Source organism: Arenibacter sp. ARW7G5Y1 (assembly GCF_003201775.1).
GTDB lineage: Bacteria > Bacteroidota > Bacteroidia > Flavobacteriales > Flavobacteriaceae > Arenibacter.
In genome coordinates, this window is record NZ_QJJZ01000009.1 from 63,377 (window position 1) to 84,625 (window position 21,249).

General features: G+C 39.8%; 19 protein-coding genes. 9 read left to right on the top strand and 10 right to left on the bottom strand.

All coding sequences use genetic code 11. The features are described 5' to 3' along the window. Positions 1–73 precede the first annotated feature (73 nt). Positions 74–373: a thioredoxin gene (gene trxA, locus C7972_RS13805; protein WP_110356766.1), complete on the top strand. Its 300-nt coding sequence runs from the start codon at positions 74–76 to the stop codon at positions 371–373. A 43-nt stretch (positions 374–416) separates the two neighbouring features. Here the strand turns inward: trxA and C7972_RS13810 are convergent, their stop codons facing one another. From C7972_RS13810 to C7972_RS13840, 7 genes are all read right to left on the bottom strand, one after another. After that, a complete protein-coding gene (locus tag C7972_RS13810; RefSeq protein ID WP_110356767.1) occupies positions 417–1,256 on the bottom strand; it encodes a universal stress protein in 840 nt (279 codons plus the stop codon). 120 nt (positions 1,257–1,376) lie between these two features. After that, the gene (locus C7972_RS13815; RefSeq protein WP_110356768.1) at positions 1,377–2,237 is read right to left on the bottom strand and encodes a universal stress protein; all 861 of its coding nucleotides are present in this window, start codon (positions 2,235–2,237) and stop codon (positions 1,377–1,379) included. Positions 2,238–2,393: 156 nt separating this feature from the next. After that, positions 2,394–3,242 (bottom strand): universal stress protein, encoded by an 849-nt coding sequence (locus C7972_RS13820; RefSeq protein ID WP_110356769.1) that lies wholly within the window; start codon positions 3,240–3,242, stop codon positions 2,394–2,396. A gap of 17 nt (positions 3,243–3,259) precedes the next feature. Next, positions 3,260–4,105 (bottom strand): universal stress protein, encoded by an 846-nt coding sequence (locus C7972_RS13825; RefSeq protein WP_110356770.1) that lies wholly within the window; start codon positions 4,103–4,105, stop codon positions 3,260–3,262. 95 nt (positions 4,106–4,200) lie between these two features. Beyond that, positions 4,201–5,037 carry a universal stress protein gene (locus C7972_RS13830; protein WP_110356771.1) on the bottom strand — a complete coding sequence of 279 codons (837 nt, stop codon included), beginning with the start codon at positions 5,035–5,037 and terminating at the stop codon, positions 4,201–4,203. 98 nt (positions 5,038–5,135) lie between these two features. Next, complete coding sequence (locus C7972_RS13835) at positions 5,136–6,188, bottom strand: response regulator (RefSeq protein ID WP_110356772.1); 1,053 nt, start codon at positions 6,186–6,188, stop codon at positions 5,136–5,138. A gap of 7 nt (positions 6,189–6,195) precedes the next feature. Further along, positions 6,196–7,707, bottom strand: a complete 1,512-nt coding sequence (locus C7972_RS13840) for a PAS domain-containing sensor histidine kinase (protein WP_110356773.1) — start codon at positions 7,705–7,707, stop codon at positions 6,196–6,198. A gap of 92 nt (positions 7,708–7,799) precedes the next feature. Here C7972_RS13840 and C7972_RS13845 point away from each other — a divergent pair, with 92 nt between their 5' ends. Beyond that, a complete protein-coding gene (locus C7972_RS13845; protein ID WP_110356774.1) occupies positions 7,800–8,204 on the top strand; it encodes a hypothetical protein in 405 nt (134 codons plus the stop codon). Between the two features lie 33 nt (positions 8,205–8,237). Here the strand turns inward: C7972_RS13845 and C7972_RS13850 are convergent, their stop codons facing one another. After that, positions 8,238–9,062 (bottom strand): universal stress protein, encoded by an 825-nt coding sequence (locus tag C7972_RS13850; RefSeq protein WP_110356775.1) that lies wholly within the window; start codon positions 9,060–9,062, stop codon positions 8,238–8,240. Positions 9,063–9,554: 492 nt separating this feature from the next. On the opposite strand from C7972_RS13850, the gene C7972_RS13855 reads away from it, so the two are divergent. The 4 genes from C7972_RS13855 (at position 9,555) to upp (ending at position 12,871) form a co-directional block, all read left to right on the top strand. Next, positions 9,555–10,193, top strand: a complete 639-nt coding sequence (locus tag C7972_RS13855; protein ID WP_146216326.1) for a WG repeat-containing protein — start codon at positions 9,555–9,557, stop codon at positions 10,191–10,193. Positions 10,194–10,195: 2 nt separating this feature from the next. Continuing rightward, positions 10,196–10,954, top strand: a complete 759-nt coding sequence (locus tag C7972_RS13860; protein ID WP_110356777.1) for an SDR family NAD(P)-dependent oxidoreductase — start codon at positions 10,196–10,198, stop codon at positions 10,952–10,954. 163 nt (positions 10,955–11,117) lie between these two features. Further along, positions 11,118–12,221, top strand: coding sequence for a site-2 protease family protein (locus C7972_RS13865; RefSeq protein ID WP_110356778.1), 1,104 nt, complete (start codon positions 11,118–11,120; stop codon positions 12,219–12,221). Beyond that, positions 12,218–12,871, top strand: coding sequence for a uracil phosphoribosyltransferase (gene upp, locus C7972_RS13870; protein ID WP_110356779.1), 654 nt, complete (start codon positions 12,218–12,220; stop codon positions 12,869–12,871). Before C7972_RS13865 ends, upp begins: the two co-directional genes overlap by 4 nt. Positions 12,872–12,899: 28 nt before the next feature. Here upp and C7972_RS13875 read toward each other — a convergent pair whose 3' ends face one another. Then, the gene (locus tag C7972_RS13875) at positions 12,900–15,410 is read right to left on the bottom strand and encodes a cation-translocating P-type ATPase (protein ID WP_110356780.1); all 2,511 of its coding nucleotides are present in this window, start codon (positions 15,408–15,410) and stop codon (positions 12,900–12,902) included. Positions 15,411–15,628: 218 nt separating this feature from the next. On the opposite strand from C7972_RS13875, the gene C7972_RS13880 reads away from it, so the two are divergent. Continuing rightward, positions 15,629–16,093, top strand: coding sequence for an Hsp20/alpha crystallin family protein (locus C7972_RS13880; protein WP_110356912.1), 465 nt, complete (start codon positions 15,629–15,631; stop codon positions 16,091–16,093). Positions 16,094–16,323: 230 nt separating this feature from the next. Here the strand turns inward: C7972_RS13880 and C7972_RS13885 are convergent, their stop codons facing one another. Beyond that, on the bottom strand, positions 16,324–17,163 hold the full coding sequence (locus tag C7972_RS13885; protein ID WP_110356781.1) for a patatin-like phospholipase family protein: 840 nt from the start codon (positions 17,161–17,163) through the stop codon (positions 16,324–16,326). Between the two features lie 257 nt (positions 17,164–17,420). On the opposite strand from C7972_RS13885, the gene C7972_RS13890 reads away from it, so the two are divergent. Together C7972_RS13890 and C7972_RS13895 are read left to right on the top strand one after the other, a co-directional pair. Then, complete coding sequence (locus C7972_RS13890) at positions 17,421–20,174, top strand: PAS domain S-box protein (RefSeq protein WP_110356782.1); 2,754 nt, start codon at positions 17,421–17,423, stop codon at positions 20,172–20,174. After that, the gene (locus C7972_RS13895) at positions 20,152–21,219 is read left to right on the top strand and encodes a response regulator (RefSeq protein WP_110356783.1); all 1,068 of its coding nucleotides are present in this window, start codon (positions 20,152–20,154) and stop codon (positions 21,217–21,219) included. The genes C7972_RS13890 and C7972_RS13895 overlap by 23 nt, the downstream gene beginning before the upstream one ends. The last annotated feature ends 30 nt before the right edge of the window (positions 21,220–21,249 follow it).

Here is a 21,249-nt window from a genome sequence, read left to right on the forward strand (position 1 = left end):
TTTTGAAAACCATGATATTCGTCAGTTTCATATTCCCTCTGTTTAGGTAATTTTACTTTCTAAAAATTAAATTATGAAGGACAGTTTTAACAATATAATCAATTCCGATACCCCGGTGCTAGTCGACTTTTACGCGGATTGGTGCGGACCCTGTAAAATGTTGGCGCCCATTTTAAAACAGGTAAAGGACGAATTGGGAAGTACCCTAAAAATTATAAAGATCGATGTGGACAAGAATCAATCCTTGGCCAACACTTACCAAGTAAGGGGAGTACCCACCATGTTGTTGTTTAAAAACGGAAAGCAGGTTTGGCGACAATCCGGAGTACTTCAAAAGAATGACATTGTTGGGGTGGTGCAACAGCATATTTAAAGGGATACCCCAAGGATTGCCCCGCAATTGAGATCCAATATGCTTATTCGTGTACTATTAGAAATGGAATCTTGGTATGGTAACTGATTTTTTCGACCGCTGGTTTAAATAGGATGCGCTCCAAGAAGTTTAGGTTCTTGGCCACCATAACCAACATATCCAAATCCCTACTTTCAACGAATGCCTGTACCGCATCATCCAAATTTTTTATAGTAAGGGTATGAAAGGAATGTTCATTTTCCCTAAAATAGTTCTTTATAAATTCCTTGTTCTTCATTTGTAGATCACTGAGGTCCTTCCCTTTTTGAGACACATATAGAAAGCGCAATGCGGAGTTATGCATTACCGCAAGTTCCTTGATATGGTTCAGCACCTTTATATCATAACTTAATTGGAAATCTGTGGGAAACCCTATTTCACGTGGGTTGTTATATTCAGCGTCCTCGGGCACGGCCAAAACCGCACATCGTACTTTGGTAAGGACATTGCCCGTATTGCTTCCCAGGGAAACAGCTTTAAGGCCACTGGCACCTTTAGTTCCCATAATGATCAGGTCTATATTTCTGTCCTTTACTTCTTGCTTTATATGATCTGTAAAAAACCCGTACAATGCAGTAGTATTAAAGCTATGCTTAGTGTTTAAGGGCAGACGTTCGATCTCATTAAGCAAATTTACCAATTTCTCCTTACTCTCCTTTAGAATATTTTCCTCCAAGAGTTCTGCCGAGGCATACATGGCTGCCTCACCACCGGAATTATAGGAAATAGGATTTATATGGACGATATGAAAAGTACATCTGGTTTTGGAATACAATGCTGTTCCATACTTAATGGCATTCCACGCATTATCAGAGAAGTCGGTAGGTATCAATATATTTTTCATAAAAGTTGATTTAACGGTTCAATAAGGTTCCCTTTAACGAACTAAAATTAATTGCTCTTTATTTGCTCCCCAATGACATATATCATATTGGCTGTAATAATTTCATGATGATAGCGGTCTTCAGGGTTCAATTAACGGAAATATTAGAAAAGGTACTTCGGTATTGAAAGCTACCCTATTAATAACGTTTTCGTTGGTAAGTTTCTCGAAGAAACTATGCCAATAATTTACCATGGCTATCATTCCTATATTGTCATTTACATGGGTATAGTTATTTATTGCCCCTGAAATATTCTTATGTCCCTTAATTTCTTCAAAACCGTATTTTATGTCAAGGAACCTTTTGGGCAATAAATCCTTGGCAGTTTGTTGGTGGGGGTGCAATTCTTTACCGATACCGATATGCACAATGGTAATTTTAGAGTCCCATAATTTAGCCAATTCCAAAAGCGGTACCAATTCTACCTCACTATATATATGTTCAAAATTTGTGGCAAAGGCTATTTTCTTCGGAGCCTCAAAATCATATTTCCCAGGAACGGCAATAATAGGGCAGAAGTCTATTTTTTGTATCACCCTTAGCGTGTTGCTGCCCATAAATACTTCTTTGAGAGCAGAGGAACCTTTGGTTCCCATAAAAATATATTGTACATCTTTATCTATGGTGGTTCTGCCAATGGCGTTTACCAAGGAGTCGGCGATACTCAATCCGTTGAAGGAGTGCAAGCTATTTTTGTTTACCGATTCCAATTCGTCCATTAGGGATTTTATGTCTCTCTGGGATTCATCTTTTATAGCTCTAAATAAGCGAGTGTCTTTAGCCTTGCCCATAGTACTGCTCAAATTGGACGGGCCAACTTCAAAGGCATGTAAAATATGGAAAACACATTCCACTTTTTCAAATAGGTATACTGCGTAGTCTATGGCATTGCGGGCGTTTGCAGAGAAATCCGTTGGCAGGAGTATATGTTTTGCTTTCATACTTTTTTATTTACCGTGTATTTGGGGCCACCCTGTGCAAATTGTTCTACCTGGAGGGTGTAGCCTTTAGGGGTTTAATAATAGTAAGACCGTTTATGAACTAATTTTCGGAAACATGGGACCATATCAATGGTGGAACAGCTTTTGATTGTCTTCCTAGGTTTGCCCGGGAAGGAACAAGACCGGCACCATGGAATGGAAGGCTATTTTTTTAACAACAGGCTCCTCTATAATTCTTTCCCAAAAGCTATGGTGGTATCTCACCATGGCAAGTAGGTCTGCCCTGGATTTGTTAACATACTGCTCAACACTTTGCACAATATTGGTGTCGAATCTTACTTCATTAAGGGAATATGTGGTATCGGCCAATCGTTCTTCCAGAATATGCAGGTTCGCTTTCTGGACATCGGTGAGAATAAATTCTACCGCTACATGGATTACCTGTATTGTTGCATTCCAAAGGTTTGTTAATTCTGTCATGGGCAATAGCCCAAACTTTTCAAACTTTCTAGTATAATCCGTTGGAAAGACCAGTGTTTTTAACTTTTGGAAGTTATAGTTCTTGGGCACTACTATTATGGAAATATTTTTAAGTTGTTTTAAGACTCTTACCGTATTGCTTCCCATAAAGATTTCCTTTGCCCCGGTGACGCCTTGGGTGCCCATTACTATGAGGTCTATGTCGTTATTAGAAACTATATCCTTAACGGATCCTTCCAAAGTGTCGGATTTGGAAATGGTTTCAAAAAAGTGGTTCGGGTTGTTGTGGTTTTGATTGAGGTAAGCTAAAATTTTATCTAGTTCCTGGGCCGAATACTGTGCTAGGGAGTCATAAATGACGCCCAATCGCTGTTGACTTTTTTGCCCCAACATGTTCATGGCTTTTGGTTCGTAGGCATGTAAAATGATAAACTTGCATGGGACATCCGCATAGAGTTTTAATGCTGTAAATATGGCATTCCAGGCATTGTCGGAAAAATCGGTAGGCAATAGAATTTTTTTCATCCTTTTAGCTATTAAAATTATCTGGGTAGATTCTGCATCACCAAAAATGGCAGTTTTAATCGTAGCCCAATTTCGTCTACCGTGGATCTGTAAAGCATATCCTCCAGGAATGAATGACGCGAGTTTACCATGACCAATAGATTGATGTTATTTTTTTTAATGTAATCCATTATAGCTTCCGCCTTATTCTTGGTGGGGCGTCGTTCAAAAAATAAATACGCCTCTGCCAAAGATTCCTTAAGGAAGCGTTGGTTATCTATCTGTCTTGTGCTTAAATCATCAAAGTCTGAAAGGTGTAGGCAATGTATTTCCGATTTAAATTCGGATGCCAAGGTATTCAACAACTTCAATTCCCTTCGCTTGTAAGGCAGCATATAATCTGTGGGAAACAATATTTTCTTTGGCTGTTGGAACTTATAGTCCAGTGGTACAGCGAGCACGGGGCACTGTACGTATTTGAAAACCTGCACTGTATGGCTGCCAAAAGTAATTTTTTTGTCGGCAGTTTTACCTTTGGTACCCATAATTACCAAGTCTACATTTATTTGGTTGACAAAATCATTGACAGCATCTACCAAGGTGTCGAATGCAGAGAGTGTTTCATAAGAGTGTTTTGGGTTGTTCTCCCTAGCGGTAAGTTTTTGAATCAGGTCTTTTAATGCCTCATCGGTATTCTTTTTTACCGTTTCTTTTTGCACTTGTATGGAGGATTCCCCATTGGTCTTGTACGGACCATAAACCTCGTCTGCATAAGCGTGCAAAAAGTAGAAATTGGTGCGTTCACATTTATATAGATTTAGTGCATAATCTATGGCATGCATTGCGCTGTTGGAAAAATCGGTAGGAATCAGAACTGTTCTCATAGGTTTTCTTTTGTGTACTTACCAAAGTTATTGGTAGCGACCTATAAAACCTATGACATTTATCAGTAGCCCAACATCGATTTATTTGGATAAATTTATTCGTGCAAAACCAGTAGGGGAACGCTGGTCTGAAAACTAATCTTTTTAATGGTGGTGTCGAACAGCAGTTGTTGAAGGAAGTTGAGGTTTTTGGCCACCATGATTACCAGATCTATTTTCTCGTTGACCACAAATTGTTCAATGGCACTTTTAACCCTATCGTGTTTTAGATGGTGGATGCTATGCGATTTTTCATAAAGCTCCAACAAATAGTCCTTCAAATAGGTCATATTCTGATTTTGGACATTGTTTAAAGGAACACCGGGCTTGGAGACATTAACAACTCTTAGCTTAGCTTGGGTGAGATGGATCATTTGGGAAATTGCCTCCAGAATAGAGTGGGAATAGAAGATATTGTAATCGGTAGGAAAGGCAATTTCTTTGGGATTTTTTTGAACGGCCTTTTCTGGAATCATCAATAGATTACAGGGTACTTTGGTCAAGACATTGCCGCTATTACTCCCTAAGATGGATTCTTTTAAGCCCGAGGCCCCTTTGGTGCCCATGACAATCAAATCTATCTTTTTGTCCAATACGGTCTTGCGAATAATATCTATGAGATTTCCAAACTCATGGAGGGCAATAAAGTGATGTTCCTTATTGGTGCTAAGGGTCTTTATGTGTGCAAAGGTAGCAGCAAGGTTATCCCTATGGGGTAAATTGGCTACTTTGGGCGGCATAATAAGGGAATTGCTATCCACACCGGATTGACTCAATGCATCAACATGGAGTACGTAAAAATTACAGGGAGCATCTTTAAACAGCTTTATGGCATATTCAATGGCATTTCTGGAATTTTGGGAAAAATCGGTGGGGAACAGTATACTCTTCATTCAATATTATATGTCCATTTGGGAGCAAAATTATACTTAAGGCCAAAAATGAAATATGACATTGGTCAGTTTGAATAAAATATAGAGTAAGAATATACTTAATTTATGTACTGCAGGGCCTTTAATTCCTTGATACGGATATTCCTTCCTTCGATATCTATGAGCCCTTCTTTTTTGAATCCGGAAAGCGTACGAATAAGGCTTTCGGTAGCAATACCGGCTACACTAGCCAAATCATTTCGGGAGATTTTAATGGGGTCTTCGGTTTTTTTATTCATTATTTCTGCAAATTGCAACAAGGTTTGGGCGGTTTTTTTACGAACGGAACTGTAGGCCATTTGCAACAATTGTTGTTTTATGTCCTTAATATTTCCAGAAAGCAGTTCCATTAGTTCCAAGGAGATATTGTGGTTCTTTTCCAGTACTTGCTTTAAATTTTCCTTGGAAATTCCGGCCAGTTCCGTATCCTCAATGGCAGTTGCCGATTCTTGGTATGGAATATTGTCTATAAAGGAGGTAAATCCCAAAAAGTCATCGGCCCTATAAAGGGAAGTAATCAGCTCTTTTCCATCCTCGTCCATTGTATGGCATTTTACTACCCCTTTTAGGATAAGATATATTTTATGCGAATAGGTACCTTCTAGGTAGATGGAGCTTCCTTGGGGGAAACTACTAGGTTCGCCATTGTCGTCAAAAAAATTCTTCAACTCGTTCAAGGTACGAATCTGATCTTCCGAGTTGGAGGGGTCTGATTTTGCGTCCTGTGCCATTCGCCCCAAGAGTTCCACTTTGGCCAAACGACTTTCAATGGCATTTACGAGGTCTTCCTCTTCAAAAGGCTTGGTAAGGTAATCGTCCGCTCCCAGATCCATTCCTCGCCGTATCTCTTTGTGTTCGGTTTTGGCAGATAGGAATATAAAGGGAATATGTTTGGTTTTTTCATCTGACGACAGGTCTTTCAATACACCATAACCATCTACTTCCGGCATCATAATGTCACAGACGATAATATCGGGTAGTTTTTCCTTTGCCAATTGAATACCAATTTTACCGTTGGGGGCGGTAATCATACTATAGCCTGAAAGCTCCAAAAGCTCTTCGGTGTTTTCACGTAAGGCCCTATCGTCCTCGATCAATAGAATAGTCTTCATTGTTCTTTCAATTTATATTTTCTAAAGGGATCACTATGGTAAAAATAGATCCTTTGTTTTCTTCACTAGTGAATTCAATGGTGGCGCCAAGATTCTCCAAATGCTGTTTGGCAATGTTGAGTCCAATGCCCGTGCCTTGGTTCAATAATGCATTTTCCGCCCTGAAATATCGATTGAAAATATGTTTTTGGTCCTCGACAGGAATACCAATCCCACGGTCTATGACTTTAATTAATACATTGTTTTTTTCCTTACTGACCGCTAGGCTAATGGTTGTATCTTCAGGGGAATATTTAATGGCATTGTGGATCAGGTTGGACAAGGCCAGTTCCAATGTTTTTTCATCAAATCTGATAAAAATGTCGTCGATATTCTCTGGATATTGAATGGTTTGGCCCGCCTTAAGGAGCATGTTGGCACCATAGACTACCTCGTTTATAATTTTGCTTAGGGGGAAGGTTTCGATCTTGTAATTTACCTTTCCGGAATCCAAGCGTTCCACGGAAAGAAAATCGGTTAAAATGGTATCCAGATAACGTACTTTGTTCTTTATGGTTTCCACATGTTTGTCCCGTTTATCCTGTTGGTGACTTTCGGTATACTTGGCCAATAAGGTTATGGAGGTAAGTATGCTGCTCAAAGGGGTTTTGAATTCATGGGAAACCAAGGAGAGGAAGCGAGTTTTAAGTTCGTTCAATTCCTTCTCTTTGGCCAGGGCTTCGGTAAGTTGTTTGGTGCGTTCCTGGACTTTTTTTTCTAGTTTTTCGGTATAATTCCTACGTTCCGTAATATCGAGGATTATGGCAACTATAACATCCCTTTCACCAAATGTGGATAGCTGCAAATGTACTTCCACGGGATATATGGATCCGTCCTTTCTTTGATGGTCGGTTTCAAATTTCACCTTGTCCCTTGCCCCGGAAAGCAAAGGCTCTATAAGCCCTTGGAATTGTGTTGCATCCATATAGGGCTTTATATCCAAAGGCTTCATGGCCTTAAATTCCTCCAAGTCATAGCCCATATTTCGAAGGGCCTCTTTGTTTACACTTACAAAATGTTGTGTAAGGGCATCGAAAACGTAAATTTCGTTTAAGGACTCATCAAATATTCTGGCCCAATGGCTAAGTTCCCTTTCTTTGATCTTACGTTCGGTAATATCTATTACCAAGGCCATTACATAGGTTTCGCCATATAGCTCAAAAGGGTTTAGGCCCGCCTCAACTGGAAATTCCTCGCCGTTTTTTCGTACTCCATGCAAATCCCTTCCCTTACCCATTTGCCTGCGTTCACTTTTTTCGATAAAGTCTTCCACATGGTCTCCATGATGCTTGTGGAACCTTCTTGGAATAAGGGTGTCCAAGGGTTTTCCGAGGAGCTCGCCCTTATTATAACCAAACATTAATCCGGTAGAGGAATTAGTGGCTACTATAATCTGTTGGGTATTTACAACAATAATTCCTTCGGATACCCCTTCGGAAAGTAGATTGAATATGTCACTGTTTTTTTGAAAGGCCTGCATTATCCAAAGATAAAATTTTTAAACTGATTATTGTCATATAAAAAAATAGGGTTATGCGCTAATTTTAGCTTGTTATCTTCAACAATAAGAAAATGAAAAATTCAAAGGCAATAGGTAAGAAATTGTATGAAAACCTTGGAAAATTATTCTATGCCATCGCCAAGGCAGACTCCCGCGTTCATGGTAAGGAAATAAGCAAGCTTAGGTCGTTCATTAGAAAATACTGGTTGGAGGTTGATGGGTTGGAGGATGAATTTGGTACGGACGCGGCCTTTCAAATCGAATCGGTATTCGATTGGTCTATGGAAAATGATCTGGATAGTGAAGTGTGCTATGAAAGTTTTAAGGAGTTCTATAAAGACAATGGGGGGTTGTTCACCGCGTTTATCAAGGTGCTTATTTTGGATACGGCCCATGCCATTTCCAATAGTTTCGCAGGAAAAAACAAGGCAGAATTGGTAATGTTGGGCAAATTGGAACTTTTGCTAAAGAAATAGAACTTTGGATGGGGTTGGGATTCCGATTCCTGTTCAGATCTTAAATGTCATAACCGGTAGTCCGGCTTTGTTTGCAATATCCTCACCAATACTTCCAAGCAAGAAATGTGAAAGGCCTTTTCTGCCATGTGTTGGTAGTGCGAGGAGATCAAAATCTTCGGTCTTGCTGAAATTCAGTATGCCAACTTCCACGCTGTGGTCATTGTATACCTCTACTTTGGATTTGGTGTCCCCGGCCTTCAACATAAATTTGGCTATGCGATTCTCAGCTTCAGGTGTACTCAAAAAATCCTGATAGGGGGTGTTGATGTAGACCAATTTTAGTTTGGCCGAAAATTTTTCTGCCATTAGCTTAACATTTTTATACGCCACGATCATATCTTCCGAATAACTGCAGGCAAATAGGATATTTCGTATGGTGAAATTGGAATTTTGTCCTTTTATAACCAAAACGGGGACATCGGAAGTGCGTACTACCTTTTCGGTATTGGAACCGATAAAAATTTCATTGAAGCCCGTACTGCCGTGCGAACCCATTACGATCAGATCTATATTTTGTTCCTTGGCAACATTATTGAGTTCACTGAATACCTTGTAGTTCTGCACTATTTTACGAATAGTGATATCTTTTAAATAGGGTTTGTCCAAGAAGCTTTTAAATTTTTTCTTTGCAAGTCCCATAAAGTATTTGGCTTCCTCATACTCCAATAAATCATCTTCGGCAATCACTGCTTCTGAAATTCCCAGCATATGGATTAGGGTAATATCCGCGTTTTGCTGTTTTGCAATGCCGGCAGCTACCTCTAGGGCATAGGCGGAGTGTTCTGAGAAATCTACTGGTACCAATAAGTGTTTCATTATATTTTGTTTATGGTTGTACTCCTCTTAGGTCTATTTTTGTCAACTCTGTCAATTTATTAGTGAAACTCAATTTTGAGAAGTCGGTAAGACGCACTTAAAATTGCAAGTTCAACTAATCCCGCCTTTTTCGGCGAGATCTAGGTTCAATACCTTTTATTAATGGGTAGTTGTGGTCCCCTTTGCAAAATCGTCAATTGTGGTTGGTCCAGACCCAAGTGATGGTATAAGGCTTTGATCTACCGAAACAAAAATAAACAGTAGCCGAACCATTTAAAATGACATTGGTCACTAACCCCAATTTTAATTAAAACATTTTGAGGATACTTGGACCGGTAGGGCACAACATTCCTTTATGCTTTGTATGCACTTTATAAAACCTTTAAAAAGGGCGGGGGACCGAGCTGGTAAAAGTTATTTTCGGATTACTGACATTGGTCATTTTATACTGAATTTTCATATACTACTTTAGTGGAAATAAAATTCAAAGCCATGAAAAAAATTATAATAACAGTATTTGTAATGTTAATGCTTCCCAATGTATTCCATTCCCAAACCATTAAAAATATTGATGAAATAGCTCCATTTAGTGAAGGACTCGCGGCTGTTCGACAAGGGGATCAATGGGGGTTTATTAACGAAGAAGGTCAAATGGTCATTAATTTTCGCAGCGACATTTATTGGAACCGTGATGCAGATACCACAAAAAAGGATATTTCAGGGGTCCAATATCCCATGTTTAATGAAGGAAGGTGTCTGATCACCAAAATGGTGGAGGATGGTGTGCCCGTTTACGGATTTATCGATACCAAGGGAAATGTAGTACTGGAACCCCAGCTGCTAAATGTTTACCCCTTTGATAATGGTTTTACCACAGGGGTTCTTTTTGAGAAATCCATGAAGGGAAAAAATGAATTTAATCTAGATATTTACGAATTTAAGTTTCACGATGTTATGCTGGATACTTCAGGGGAAATTGTGGAGTTCTTCAATAGAAGGAACAATATCCAAATGACCAAAAAAAGGTACAGGAGGCCTTCGGTAGGGGTAAAACAATTATCGAAAGGTTTGGTCGGGGTATACTCCCAGGATGAAGGTTGGGAAGTGAGGAAAATAACTTTAAATAATTGATTATGTTAAGATTAAAGGATAAAGTTGCCGTTATTACGGGTGGTGCTGGAGGAATTGGATTGGCCACGGCTAAATTGTTTTTACAGGAAGGTGCCAAGGTTGTAATTGTGGATATCGATAGGGAAGTTTTGGAAAAGGCAACCCTGGCCGTAGATGACGAGAATTTGTCTATTTGTGTTGCCGATGTTTCAAAAGCGCTGGACAACGAAAAGTTTGTAGAGACAATCCTTGAGCGTCATGGGAGGATAGATATATTTTTTGCCAATGCAGGGATTGAAGGTACTTCCAAACCAATTGCCGAATATCCGGAGGAGATTTTTGATAAGGTAATCGGGGTCAATCTTAAGGGGGTGTGGCTAGGTTGCAAGCATGTAATTCCAAAAATGAAACAAGGTGGAAGTGTAATAATCACTTCTTCCGTGGCTGGCTTAAGGGGTTTTTCCGGATTGGGGGCCTATGTGGCCAGTAAACATGCCGTAGTAGGCTTAATGAGGGTAGCGGCCAAAGAAAATGCCAACCGTAATATTCGCGTGAATACCATTCATCCGGGTCCTGTCAATAATAATATGATGAGACGGCTGGAAAATGATATGTCCCCTGAAAGTCCCAATGATATTATGAAAGGCTTTGAAGCAGCGGTACCTTTAAAACGATATGCAGAATCTAGTGAGATTGCGGCTATGGCGCTTTTTTTGGCCTCGGACGAGAGCAAGTATATCACAGGTACTACCCATGTAGTGGATGGGGGTATGTTAAGTTAAACAGTTACTTTTCTATTTTATACTCAAGTCCACCGGTAAATTATAGCTTTTTGATGTTTGGGTATGGGCTAAATAAGGACGTGGTCAACAACAGCATTCCCACATATGATAATTGTCATTGTCTAAGTCGCTTTACAGAAATATCTTCATCAAAATTTTGATTATGAAGGGTTTTTTAAAGTTGGGAAAGGTGGCAGGTATCCGATTGGAGGTACATTGGACATTTGCCTTATTATTGATTTGGGCTGGTTTTATTGAGTTTCGGAATAGCGGAAACCTCGAAAGGGTAGCAGTTAACCAAGGATTTATTTTGGTGTTAATGGCTTGTGTAGTACTCCATGAACTGGGTCATGCCCTGACCGCCAGAAAATTTGGGATTAAGACCCAAAGAATTATATTACTGCCAATTGGTGGTGTGGCCACTTTGGAAAAAATGCCCGAAAAACCTGGGCAGGAACTGCTTGTAGCCTTGGCGGGCCCAGCCGTTAATGTAGTAATAGCCATTGTATTGGCTCTAATAATTCCTGTTAAGAGCTATTTTAATTTTGATAATATTTTGGTGGAGGAGATGCTCTATGCCCCCAACCTGCAGAATTTCCTTTTTTATCTTTTTATAGCCAATGTAATGTTGGTAGTGTTTAATCTTATTCCTGCATTTCCGATGGATGGTGGTCGGGTACTTAGGGCCTTATTGGCCTTTAGATTGAGCCGAGTGGAGGCAACAAATATTGCAGCCAGTATTGGCCAGGCCTTGGCCGTTGTTTTCTTTATACTCGGATTTTTCGTTAACCCTTTTTTAATCCTGATTGCCTTTTTTATCTTCTTCGGGGCACGTGGAGAGAACCAAATGGTGAAGCAAAACTCCCTGCTGCAAGGGCATCTGGTAAAGGAAGCTACATTGACCAATATAACGGTACTGCGTCCGGATAATAATGTGCAGGAGGTTATAGATATTCTTCTGGCAAGTACGGAAAAGGATTTTGTGGTAGCCCAGGACAAGGATATATTGGGAATAATAACCCAGAAAGATATAATAAAGAACGCCAAGACCCCTTCAATTCTGGTAAGGGATATAATGGACAAAACATTCACGGCAGTTGATGAGTCTACAGAAATCCTTAAAGTATTGGAATTGGTAGGAAAGGAAAAGAAGAGCTTTTTTCCCGTTACACGGAATTCAAAGTTAATAGGTGCCATAGACATGGTCAATATTGGGGAGTTTATTTTGTTTAAATCTGTATCTTGGAATAAAATAGATAATTCATGATCATACACGGTTTAGGGGAAAGAAATTCACTACTTAATAAATTTGTTTCGGAAATTAGGGATGCCAAGATACAGCTCGATAGCATGCGCTTTAGGCGAAACATTGAACGTATTGGGGAAATTCTGGCCTACGAACTAAGCAAAACCCTGAACTATAAGGACCATACAGTTGTAACCCCTCTGGGAACCAAAGATATGTCCATTCCCATTGATGATCTGGTGCTTTGTTCCGTTTTACGCGCCGGACTTCCTTTACACCAGGGTTTGTTAAATTATTTTGACAATGCGGAAAATGCTTTTATTTCGGCTTTTAGACACCACCGTGGAGATGAGGATGCTTTTGAGGTCATAGTGAATTATTTTGCCGCTCCATCCTTGGAAAATAAAACCTTGGTACTTACTGATCCAATGTTGGCCACCGGTAAAACCTTGGAAAATGTTTTAAATGCCTTAAGGGACCATGGCAGGCCCAAGCAGATCCATATTATATCGGTAATTGGTTCCCAATCAGGAATAGACCATATTACGACAGTTTTTCCAAAGAACACCCAATTGTGGATAGCAGCCATAGATAATCGGTTAAATAGTAAAGGCTATATTGTTCCCGGTATTGGGGATGCTGGGGATTTGGCTTTTGGGGTGAAACTATAGCCAACCTTCTTTCTGGAGATCCAAAGCACTATCTTAATTTTCCCTTGGCCCGTTTTACCATCTTCACTATTTCATACCATAGCACAGAGACAATGCCTACAACAACAGAAATCCCCAGTTGACCACCGCTTAAGGCTTCAAATTGAAAAAATCTTGTAAATGGGGGCATATAGAGTAGTAGTGCCGATAAGATCAAGGTAATCCCAATAATCAAGGGGACCAAGTTGTTCTTATATTTTAAAGTGGTCCAAATGGAGTAGAGGAAAGAGCGGTTTATCAAGGTCAGGAATATATTGGATGAGATCAATACCATAAACACCATCGTTCTAGTCAGCGATTCATTATATCCTTCATAAACGGCGTATTGGTATACCGATAAGGAACCCATAGTAATTACCAATCCCTGTACGATACTGGTTATCAATTCCTTAAAATTAAAAAATGTTGTTGTAAATGGCCTTGGTTTTTGGATCATTGTATTTTTTTCCATGGGCTCGTTTTCATAAATGATGGAACAGGTGGGTCCCATAATCAATTCCAATAAAATAACATGGGAGGGTGAAAAAATGGCGGGATAGGCCCATCCCAATGCCAGGGGGATAAATACCGTTAGTATGATAGGGATATGGATGGATATGATATACTGAATGGCCTTTTTTAAATTGCCATAAATTTTTCTGCCCATGGCAATGGCATCGACCATTTTGGAAAGGTCATCGTCTACCAAGATCAAGGAGGCGGCCTGTTTTGCAATTTCGGTTCCTTTTTTGCCCATGGCTATACCAATATGTGAGGCTTTTAGCGCGGGTCCGTCATTTACACCGTCTCCCGTCATGGCAACTATTTCCTTATTGGCTTTTATGGCGTTTACAATTCTTAATTTGGCTTCTGGGAACATACGTGTAAAGATCTGGGTTTCCATGACCTTATGTTGTAGTTCCCCATCCTGTAATTTCATAAGTTCTTCCCCGGTCATGCTTTTTTCGTAGCCGGGAAAATCAATTTGTTTGGCAATGGCCATAGATGTCGCGGGATTATCACCTGTAACTAGTTTTACCTGTATTCCAGCCTTGTCAAAATCTTTAAGTACTTGGCGAATATTTTCCTTAGGAGGATCATAGAAGGCCACTAAACCCTTAAATTCAAATTGAAAATCCTGTTGTTTTTCAGGAAAGTCGAACCCTTTTAAATCGGCCTGTCCCACCCCTAACATACGGTATCCTTCCTGCCCTAAATTGTTCAATACGTCAGTGATCTGTTTTTTTTGGGCATCCGTAAGGTTGGAAGATTCCAAAAGAGCTTCCGGGGCCCCTTTGGCAGCAATGATACGGTTGCCTGCACTATTTTCGAACAGATGGGTCATCATAGGAGGTTTTCCGCTTAGGGGATACTCATGTATCATTTTATAATTGGGCCGCTGGTCCACAGAAGCAATGCTACCATAGGCCTCATGCAAAGCCTTTTCCATAGGATCGAAAGGTATTGGCTCACTGGCCCACATCGCTATGGTGACCAACTCCTTTTGATAAGTATTCAGAGGGGCATTGGCCGAAACTATCTCTCCGGTATCCAGGGTGAAGAGTTTTGCAAGTTTCATTTTATTCTGGGTTATGGTACCTGTTTTGTCCGTACAAATAACGGTGGCACTTCCCAGTGTTTCCACAGTTTTCATTTGTTTTACAACAATGCCCATTTTCATCAACCTATAGGCGCCTAGGGCCATAAAGGTGGTAAAGGCCACCGGTATTTCTTCTGGCAGCACACTCATGGCCAAGGTCAATGCCTTTAACAAGCTTTCCAATATCTCCCGTGTTTGCAGATAATTGATTCCCCAGACCAAGAGAAAGATTATACCGCCCCAAATGGACATATGCTTTACGAAATTGGAAATCTGTTGTTCCAAAGGTGTCCTTTCTTCTTCAATACTTTCAAGACTTTTTCCAATTTTACCCAATTTTGTGCTGTTGCCAACATCTGTAATGGTGGCGATTGCCAACCCACTGGCAACTGTGGTACCACCAAATATCTTATTGTCCAATTTTGAAGCATCCTTAAAAACAGAAAACGATTCCCCAGTAAGTATGGATTCGTTTACGGAGAAATCGTTGGAATGTACAATGGTGCCATCCGCAGGAATGGTGTTGCCTTCCTCAACCATGAGACTGTCGCCCACAACCAGTTCATCACTGGATATTTCTACAACCAGGCCGTTCCTAATAACCTGACTATTGGGTTGGGTTAGATTCTTTAATTTTTCCAGGGCCATCCTACTTTTGGAGTCTTGGTAGAGGGATATGGAAGCTACCAGGATTATAGCGACGACCATAAATATACCATCACCATTATTTCCTGTTATAAAGTAGATGGAGGAAGCCACCATCAATAAAATGAGCATTGGTTCTTGAGCTATACTTTTTAAGGCATCCAAGAAACCATTTTCCTTTTTATAACTGAGGCTATTTTTGCCGTACTTTTTCCCGGAGCTCTTTACCTCCTCATCCGTAAGCCCTTTGATGCCAAAATCGATTGGATTGATCATATAATTGGATTAGTGAATTATGCCAGCTCACCTTAAAGAAAACAGTAATCGCATATGAATGAAAAGGGATTAACAGCCTTGTTGGAGCTCAATGATAATGATACTGTAAAAATAAATTTAAATAAATTTAGAGAGACTGACCTATGTCATTTTTTTACATTGTTCTTGAAAGTAATTTAGGGCTATAATATATGTATAACCCTAAAAAACACAGTATTATGTCACTTGTAAAATTTAAAAGAAGACCATTTGGAAATTTAGTGAACCAGGATTTTTTTGATTTGGACGATTTTTTTGATAATCGTGCTTGGGGAAGGGATATGTTGCCCGATAGTTTCTGGAACGGGAAAAGATCGGAACCAGCTTTGAATATTAAGGAAACCGATGACCATTTTGAAATCGAGTTGGCCGCTCCGGGATTTCAAAAAAAGGACTTTGAAGTAACCATTGATGATGGATGCCTAAATATTGCTGCCGAGAAATCACAATCCAAGGAGGAAAAGGAGGACAAATTTACACGTAGGGAATTTAGCTATAATTCCTTTGAGCGTTCCTTACAATTACCTGAGAATGTAAAGCAGGAAGAAATTAAGGCTGCCTACAAAGATGGTATACTGAGCTTTAACCTTGCCAAAAAAGAAACGACAAAAAAAATGCCTCCTAAAAAGGTACAGATAGGTTAGTTAGTTATTGGTTATTTATTTGGTTAGCAATTGCCTTCCTGTCTTAACCCTAAACGTGTCCACACAGGGTATATTGGACAGGAAGGCTTTTGAATTCCATAATTTGGCTGGGTTACATCATGTGGTGATAAGTAGGGGTAAAGAAGCAAAATACCTATAGAGATATTTTACCTTGTATATTTCAGCCTAGTATAAAAATCTTGATAACAAGTGATGATTTTTGTGGGGGATCAATCTTTTGGATTCCCTTTAACCGCAGTGTCCAGAGAAAAGCCATTCATAGCTTCCAATTCTGCCTCCGACAGTAATTCCGAAGAAATGGGGTTGTTTTTTAAGGCGTTTATGGTGGCAATATATCCCAGTTCTAAGATTATGTCCAGGTTTTTTAAGGAGAACATACTGTATTTATCCATGTTAGACGGGCGAATCAATAAATCACAATCCTTGAATTTCTTGGTCGTTTCATTGGCCACCATTACATGATAGGCCCTTTCCAAAACTTTGTTAACGTGGTTCAGATCCTTAATGCTTACAGGACTGAAAGGGTTTACATAAACACCTACGATAAGATCGCAATACTTTTTAATTAGATCCACAGGGAAATTGTTTAAAGTGCCACCGTCTACGTAATATCCTTTTTCAATTTGTACAGGAGCAAATAATCCAGGAACCGCTGCAGACGCCAATACTGGTTTTATAAGTTCTCCTCGACTAAAAATATGGAGTGTGCCATCGAGCAAGTTAGTGGCTGTAACAAAAAGTTGCCTTTCCAAGGATTCAAAGGTATCAACCGGTATGTAGGCCTTTAATTGACGATGGAATTTTTCTGTGTCCAGAAAACCAGGTTTTCCCATCGCATAATTGGTAAGACTAAAAATTTCCGTAGTCTTAAAAAAATCCAACATTTGCTCCCAAGTACAGCCCGAAGCGTATAGGGCACCAACAATGGCACCTGCACTTGTTCCCGCTATATGCGAGGGGTAAATACCATATTCCTCCAAGGCTTTTATTGCTCCCAAATGGGCAACGCCCCGGATTCCACCCCCGGATAATACCAAACCTGTAGTCATTGATCGTACTTTTATATTTAATCTCAAAATTATTGCATAATTGGGAGTATGGATATGACTATTATCATGTTAAGGGAATCTGGGCTCAGGTTATGACCGATATCATTTCTTTCGGATTAGGTGAACAATACATTTGTGTAACTGAGTGCTAAAAAACCAGGATACAGGCCTTAAGAGGGGGTATATTCAACTAAACTCCTACCGTTCTTCCTTTTTGGTTTGGTCAAGACCATTAGTAAAAATCAGTAAAGGGGGCAATGACCGAAAAAATAACAAATAGCGATCTTTTTCAATCCATTTTTGAATCATCTTTTATTGGATTGATTGTGGTAGACCAATTTGGATGCATTCTCACCTCCAATCTGTCGGCGGCAAGAATATTCGGCTATGATGGGGGCGAATTGAAGGGGAAGCATGTTCAATGGATTGTTCCAGATTGGGAGATCAACACTATTGCCGTTCCAATGGATGGTATTGTTGAAGGGGCCAAAAAGTTTTACGGTCTAGGTAAGGATGGGATCAAATTTCATATCGATTTTAGGATAGTGCCAACTGTAGTTAAAGGACAGAATTTAAAGGTTATATATTGTAAACCGGCCAATGTTTCCGTATTTGAAAGCGATAGAAAGTTTCGAACCCTGATCTCCAATGTAGCGGGAATAGTATATCGTTCCAAAATTGATAAACCTTGGAATTTTGATTTTATTAACGAAGCTTGCCTTTCCATTAGTGGGTATTCTCCTGAACAATTTTATGCCAACTTGGAACATACCTGGGAATCCATAATTCACCCAGAGGATAGGTCATGGGTTTTGGCAAAGGTAAAAAAGGCAATAGTAGGGGAAAGACCGTATCAGCTCACCTATAGGATTGTTACGGCCAACAAAGAAATAAAATGGATCTGGGAACAGGTTTCCTGTGTTTTGGACCAACAAGGCATAGCCTACAGTTTGGAAGGTTTTATGCAGGATATTACGGAGCGTAAGGAAATGGAAATTGCACTTAACAAGGAAAAAAAATTACTACGTCAGTATTTGGATAATTCAGCTTCCATGTTTTTGGTGATCAATAAGAATTATTCCATTGAGCTTGTCAATAAAAAGACCTGTGAGGTTTTAGGTTATGATCGGGATGCAATTTTACACAAGAACTGGTTTACCGGCTTCGTTCCGCCAAGGGAACGAAAGGGACTAATGGCACTTCTCGATACTAGTTTTGCGGATTACGTGGATCCCCCCGATTTTTATGAAAACCATGTGTTGACCAAAGATGGTAGGGAGCGACTTATACAATGGCGAAATGCTATCTTACGGGATGGAAACGATCAAATTATTGGGGTTGTAAGTTCTGGTGTGGATATCACAGAAACCAAGTTATTACAAAACACCTTAAATATAAGGAATAGTGCCTTGGAACTTGCTGGAAACGGAATTATTATTGTAGATGCCCAAAATCCAAAACTGCCAATAATCTATAGCAATAAGTCCTTTACTAAAATAACGGGGTATGCCCGTGATGAGATTCTAGGAAGAAATTGTAGGTTTTTACAGAATAAGGATCGGCACCAACCCGAAATTGCAAACTTGGCAAAGGCTATACAAAGTGGTAAGCCCTGTAGGGTGGTACTCAGAAATTATCGTAAGGACGGAACCCTTTTTTGGAATGATCTGGCCATTACGCCCTTATATGACAAAGAGCAAAAATTGACACATTTTATAGGGGTTCAGAACGATGTTACCGAAATTCAGCAAAACAAAAGGAAATTAGAGGAATATGCCCAACAATTGGAGGATAGAGTAAAGGAACGGACACGGGAGGTAGAAACTACAGTGCAGAAATTGGCAGCCACCAGTTTAGATCTGGAAGATCAGGTGGTGGAGACCCAAAGGGCGGAAAAGAAGGCGAAGCTAAACAAGGCATTGTTTTCTGCCATAGCACATAATTTCCCCAATGGAATCATTATGGTCTTTAATTCCGATTACGAATTGGTTTATGTGGAAGGGGAGGAGATGGACCGTATCAATGTTAAAAAGGCGGATTTTGAAGGAATTCCCCTAGATGACATCCCCGTTTTTTCAAAAGGCCAGATCAAAAAAATAAAATCGGATATTCGAAAGACATTAAGGGGAAGCAATATTTCTTTTGAAGTGGATTTTCATGATCAATGCTATGCCGTAAATTCGACACCGCTCTATTCCGATGAAAAAAAAATAATGTGGGCCTTGTTTGTTTACAACAATGTTAATGAGCAGAAAGAGGTACAACATAAGTTGGAAAGGACACTGACAGCGGAAAAGGAACTAAATGAGCTCAAATCCCGATTTATTTCGATGGCCTCACATGAATTCCGTACCCCGCTAAGTGCCATACTTTCCTCTGCTATCCTAATAGGAAAACAGAATGAGCCAGGGAAAGAGGACAGGAGATTGAAACATGTCTCGCGGATTAGAACCAATGTAAAGGATCTAGTTGTTATTCTGAACGACTTCTTATCCTTGAGCAAGTTGGAGGAAGGCAAGGTACAGGTAAAACCACAGTCTTTTGAATTGATTCAATTTATAAAAATGTTGCTCGATGAAATGGAGCCAAACAAAAAGGATGGTCAAGACTTTGTCTTAAAGTGTCCCGAACCTTCCATATCGGTTTTTCTTGACCCCAAATTATTGAATCATATCCTTATAAATCTTCTCTCCAATGCTATAAAGTATTCGGAGGAGCAACAAATAATCATCATAAAAATTGAGGTTAAGGGAGAAATACTATTTATAGAGATTAAGGATAAAGGCATTGGAATACCCAAAGAGGAGCAAAAGAACCTGTTCAATCGCTTCTTTCGTGCAGAAAACGCCACCAACTTCCAGGGCACGGGTCTCGGGCTTCATATTGTTAAACAGTATACGGAACTATTGGGTGGTAGTATAAGTTTTAAAAGTGAAGTGGGTGTTGGAAGTACCTTTAATATTGAACTTCCCGTAAATATAAACGGATATGAAAAGAATTCTATTGATTGAGGATAACAAGGATGTGCGGGAAAATACAGCAGACATATTGGAATTGGCCAATTACGAGGTCACTACTGCCGAGAATGGTAAAATAGGGGTAGAACGCGCTGAAATATTTAGGCCAGATGTGATTATATGCGACATTATGATGCCCGAATTGGACGGTTATGGAGTCTTGGAACTGTTGGGTAAAAACAATGCAACCTCAAGTATACCCTTTATATTTTTGACGGCAAAAACCGATAGGGCAGAGGTGCGGTTGGGAATGAATTTGGGGGCAGACGATTATTTGACCAAACCTTTTGAGGAAAAGGAATTATTGGAGGCTATTGCCTCCCGTTTGCGCAAGAGCGATTTTCTTAAAAAAGAGATTGCAAAAAACATGGAGGGACTTAATAATTTTCTGGATGAGGCTACCCAATACATGGATATGAAGAGTCTTTCCAAGGATTACCCCCTTAAGAAGTACCATAAAAAGGAGATTATTTTTTGGGAAGGCGATAATGCACATTCCTTGTATTTCATAGAATACGGTAGTGTGAAGACCTATAAAAGCACCGAATCTGGAAAGGAATTCGTAACGGGTATTTTAGGCCCGGGCGATTTTATTGGGCAATTGTCCTTGTTGAATTCCAATAAAGTGTATGTTGAAAATGCCACTGTGTTGGAAGATGCCGAATTGTGTGCCATTCCCAGGAAAGATTTTACTAAATTGCTTTATGGCAACTCTGTGGTTTCTCAGAAATTTATAGGTATGATATCCAATAATATAATGCACTTACAGGAACAGTTGGTGGATATGGCTTATGCCTCGGTAAGGAAACGGGCAGCCAAGGCACTATTGGACCTTTATGATAAGCAGGTAATACTGGATAAACCCAACGGGGGCATAGGGATTCCACGGGAAGATTTCGCAGGTTTGATCGGTACGGCAACAGAAACCGCTATCCGTACCTTATCGGACTTTAAGGAAGAAGGTTTGATTGCCACCGACCACGGAAGAAGGATTACTATAACAAATGAAAAAGGACTTAGGGAAGTAGCCGATTTTTAAAGTTGCCAATGTGTAAAGGGTCAGAATCGT

Excerpts from the sequence above, each read along its gene's own strand:
- trxA (WP_110356766.1), top strand. The coding sequence starts at position 74 with ATGAAGGACAGTTTTAACAATATAATCAATTCCGATACCCCGGTGCTA.
- C7972_RS13810 (WP_110356767.1), bottom strand. The coding sequence starts at position 1,256 with ATGAAAAATATATTGATACCTACCGACTTCTCTGATAATGCGTGGAAT.
- C7972_RS13815 (WP_110356768.1), bottom strand. The coding sequence starts at position 2,237 with ATGAAAGCAAAACATATACTCCTGCCAACGGATTTCTCTGCAAACGCC.
- C7972_RS13820 (WP_110356769.1), bottom strand. The coding sequence starts at position 3,242 with ATGAAAAAAATTCTATTGCCTACCGATTTTTCCGACAATGCCTGGAAT.
- C7972_RS13825 (WP_110356770.1), bottom strand. The coding sequence starts at position 4,105 with ATGAGAACAGTTCTGATTCCTACCGATTTTTCCAACAGCGCAATGCAT.
- C7972_RS13830 (WP_110356771.1), bottom strand. The coding sequence starts at position 5,037 with ATGAAGAGTATACTGTTCCCCACCGATTTTTCCCAAAATTCCAGAAAT.
- C7972_RS13835 (WP_110356772.1), bottom strand. The coding sequence starts at position 6,188 with ATGAAGACTATTCTATTGATCGAGGACGATAGGGCCTTACGTGAAAAC.
- C7972_RS13840 (WP_110356773.1), bottom strand. The coding sequence starts at position 7,707 with ATGCAGGCCTTTCAAAAAAACAGTGACATATTCAATCTACTTTCCGAA.
- C7972_RS13845 (WP_110356774.1), top strand. The coding sequence starts at position 7,800 with ATGAAAAATTCAAAGGCAATAGGTAAGAAATTGTATGAAAACCTTGGA.
- C7972_RS13850 (WP_110356775.1), bottom strand. The coding sequence starts at position 9,062 with ATGAAACACTTATTGGTACCAGTAGATTTCTCAGAACACTCCGCCTAT.
- C7972_RS13855 (WP_146216326.1), top strand. The coding sequence starts at position 9,555 with ATGAAAAAAATTATAATAACAGTATTTGTAATGTTAATGCTTCCCAAT.
- C7972_RS13860 (WP_110356777.1), top strand. The coding sequence starts at position 10,196 with ATGTTAAGATTAAAGGATAAAGTTGCCGTTATTACGGGTGGTGCTGGA.
- C7972_RS13865 (WP_110356778.1), top strand. The coding sequence starts at position 11,118 with ATGAAGGGTTTTTTAAAGTTGGGAAAGGTGGCAGGTATCCGATTGGAG.
- upp (WP_110356779.1), top strand. The coding sequence starts at position 12,218 with ATGATCATACACGGTTTAGGGGAAAGAAATTCACTACTTAATAAATTT.
- C7972_RS13875 (WP_110356780.1), bottom strand. The coding sequence starts at position 15,410 with ATGATCAATCCAATCGATTTTGGCATCAAAGGGCTTACGGATGAGGAG.
- C7972_RS13880 (WP_110356912.1), top strand. The coding sequence starts at position 15,629 with ATGTCACTTGTAAAATTTAAAAGAAGACCATTTGGAAATTTAGTGAAC.
- C7972_RS13885 (WP_110356781.1), bottom strand. The coding sequence starts at position 17,163 with ATGACTACAGGTTTGGTATTATCCGGGGGTGGAATCCGGGGCGTTGCC.
- C7972_RS13890 (WP_110356782.1), top strand. The coding sequence starts at position 17,421 with ATGACCGAAAAAATAACAAATAGCGATCTTTTTCAATCCATTTTTGAA.
- C7972_RS13895 (WP_110356783.1), top strand. The coding sequence starts at position 20,152 with ATGAAAAGAATTCTATTGATTGAGGATAACAAGGATGTGCGGGAAAAT.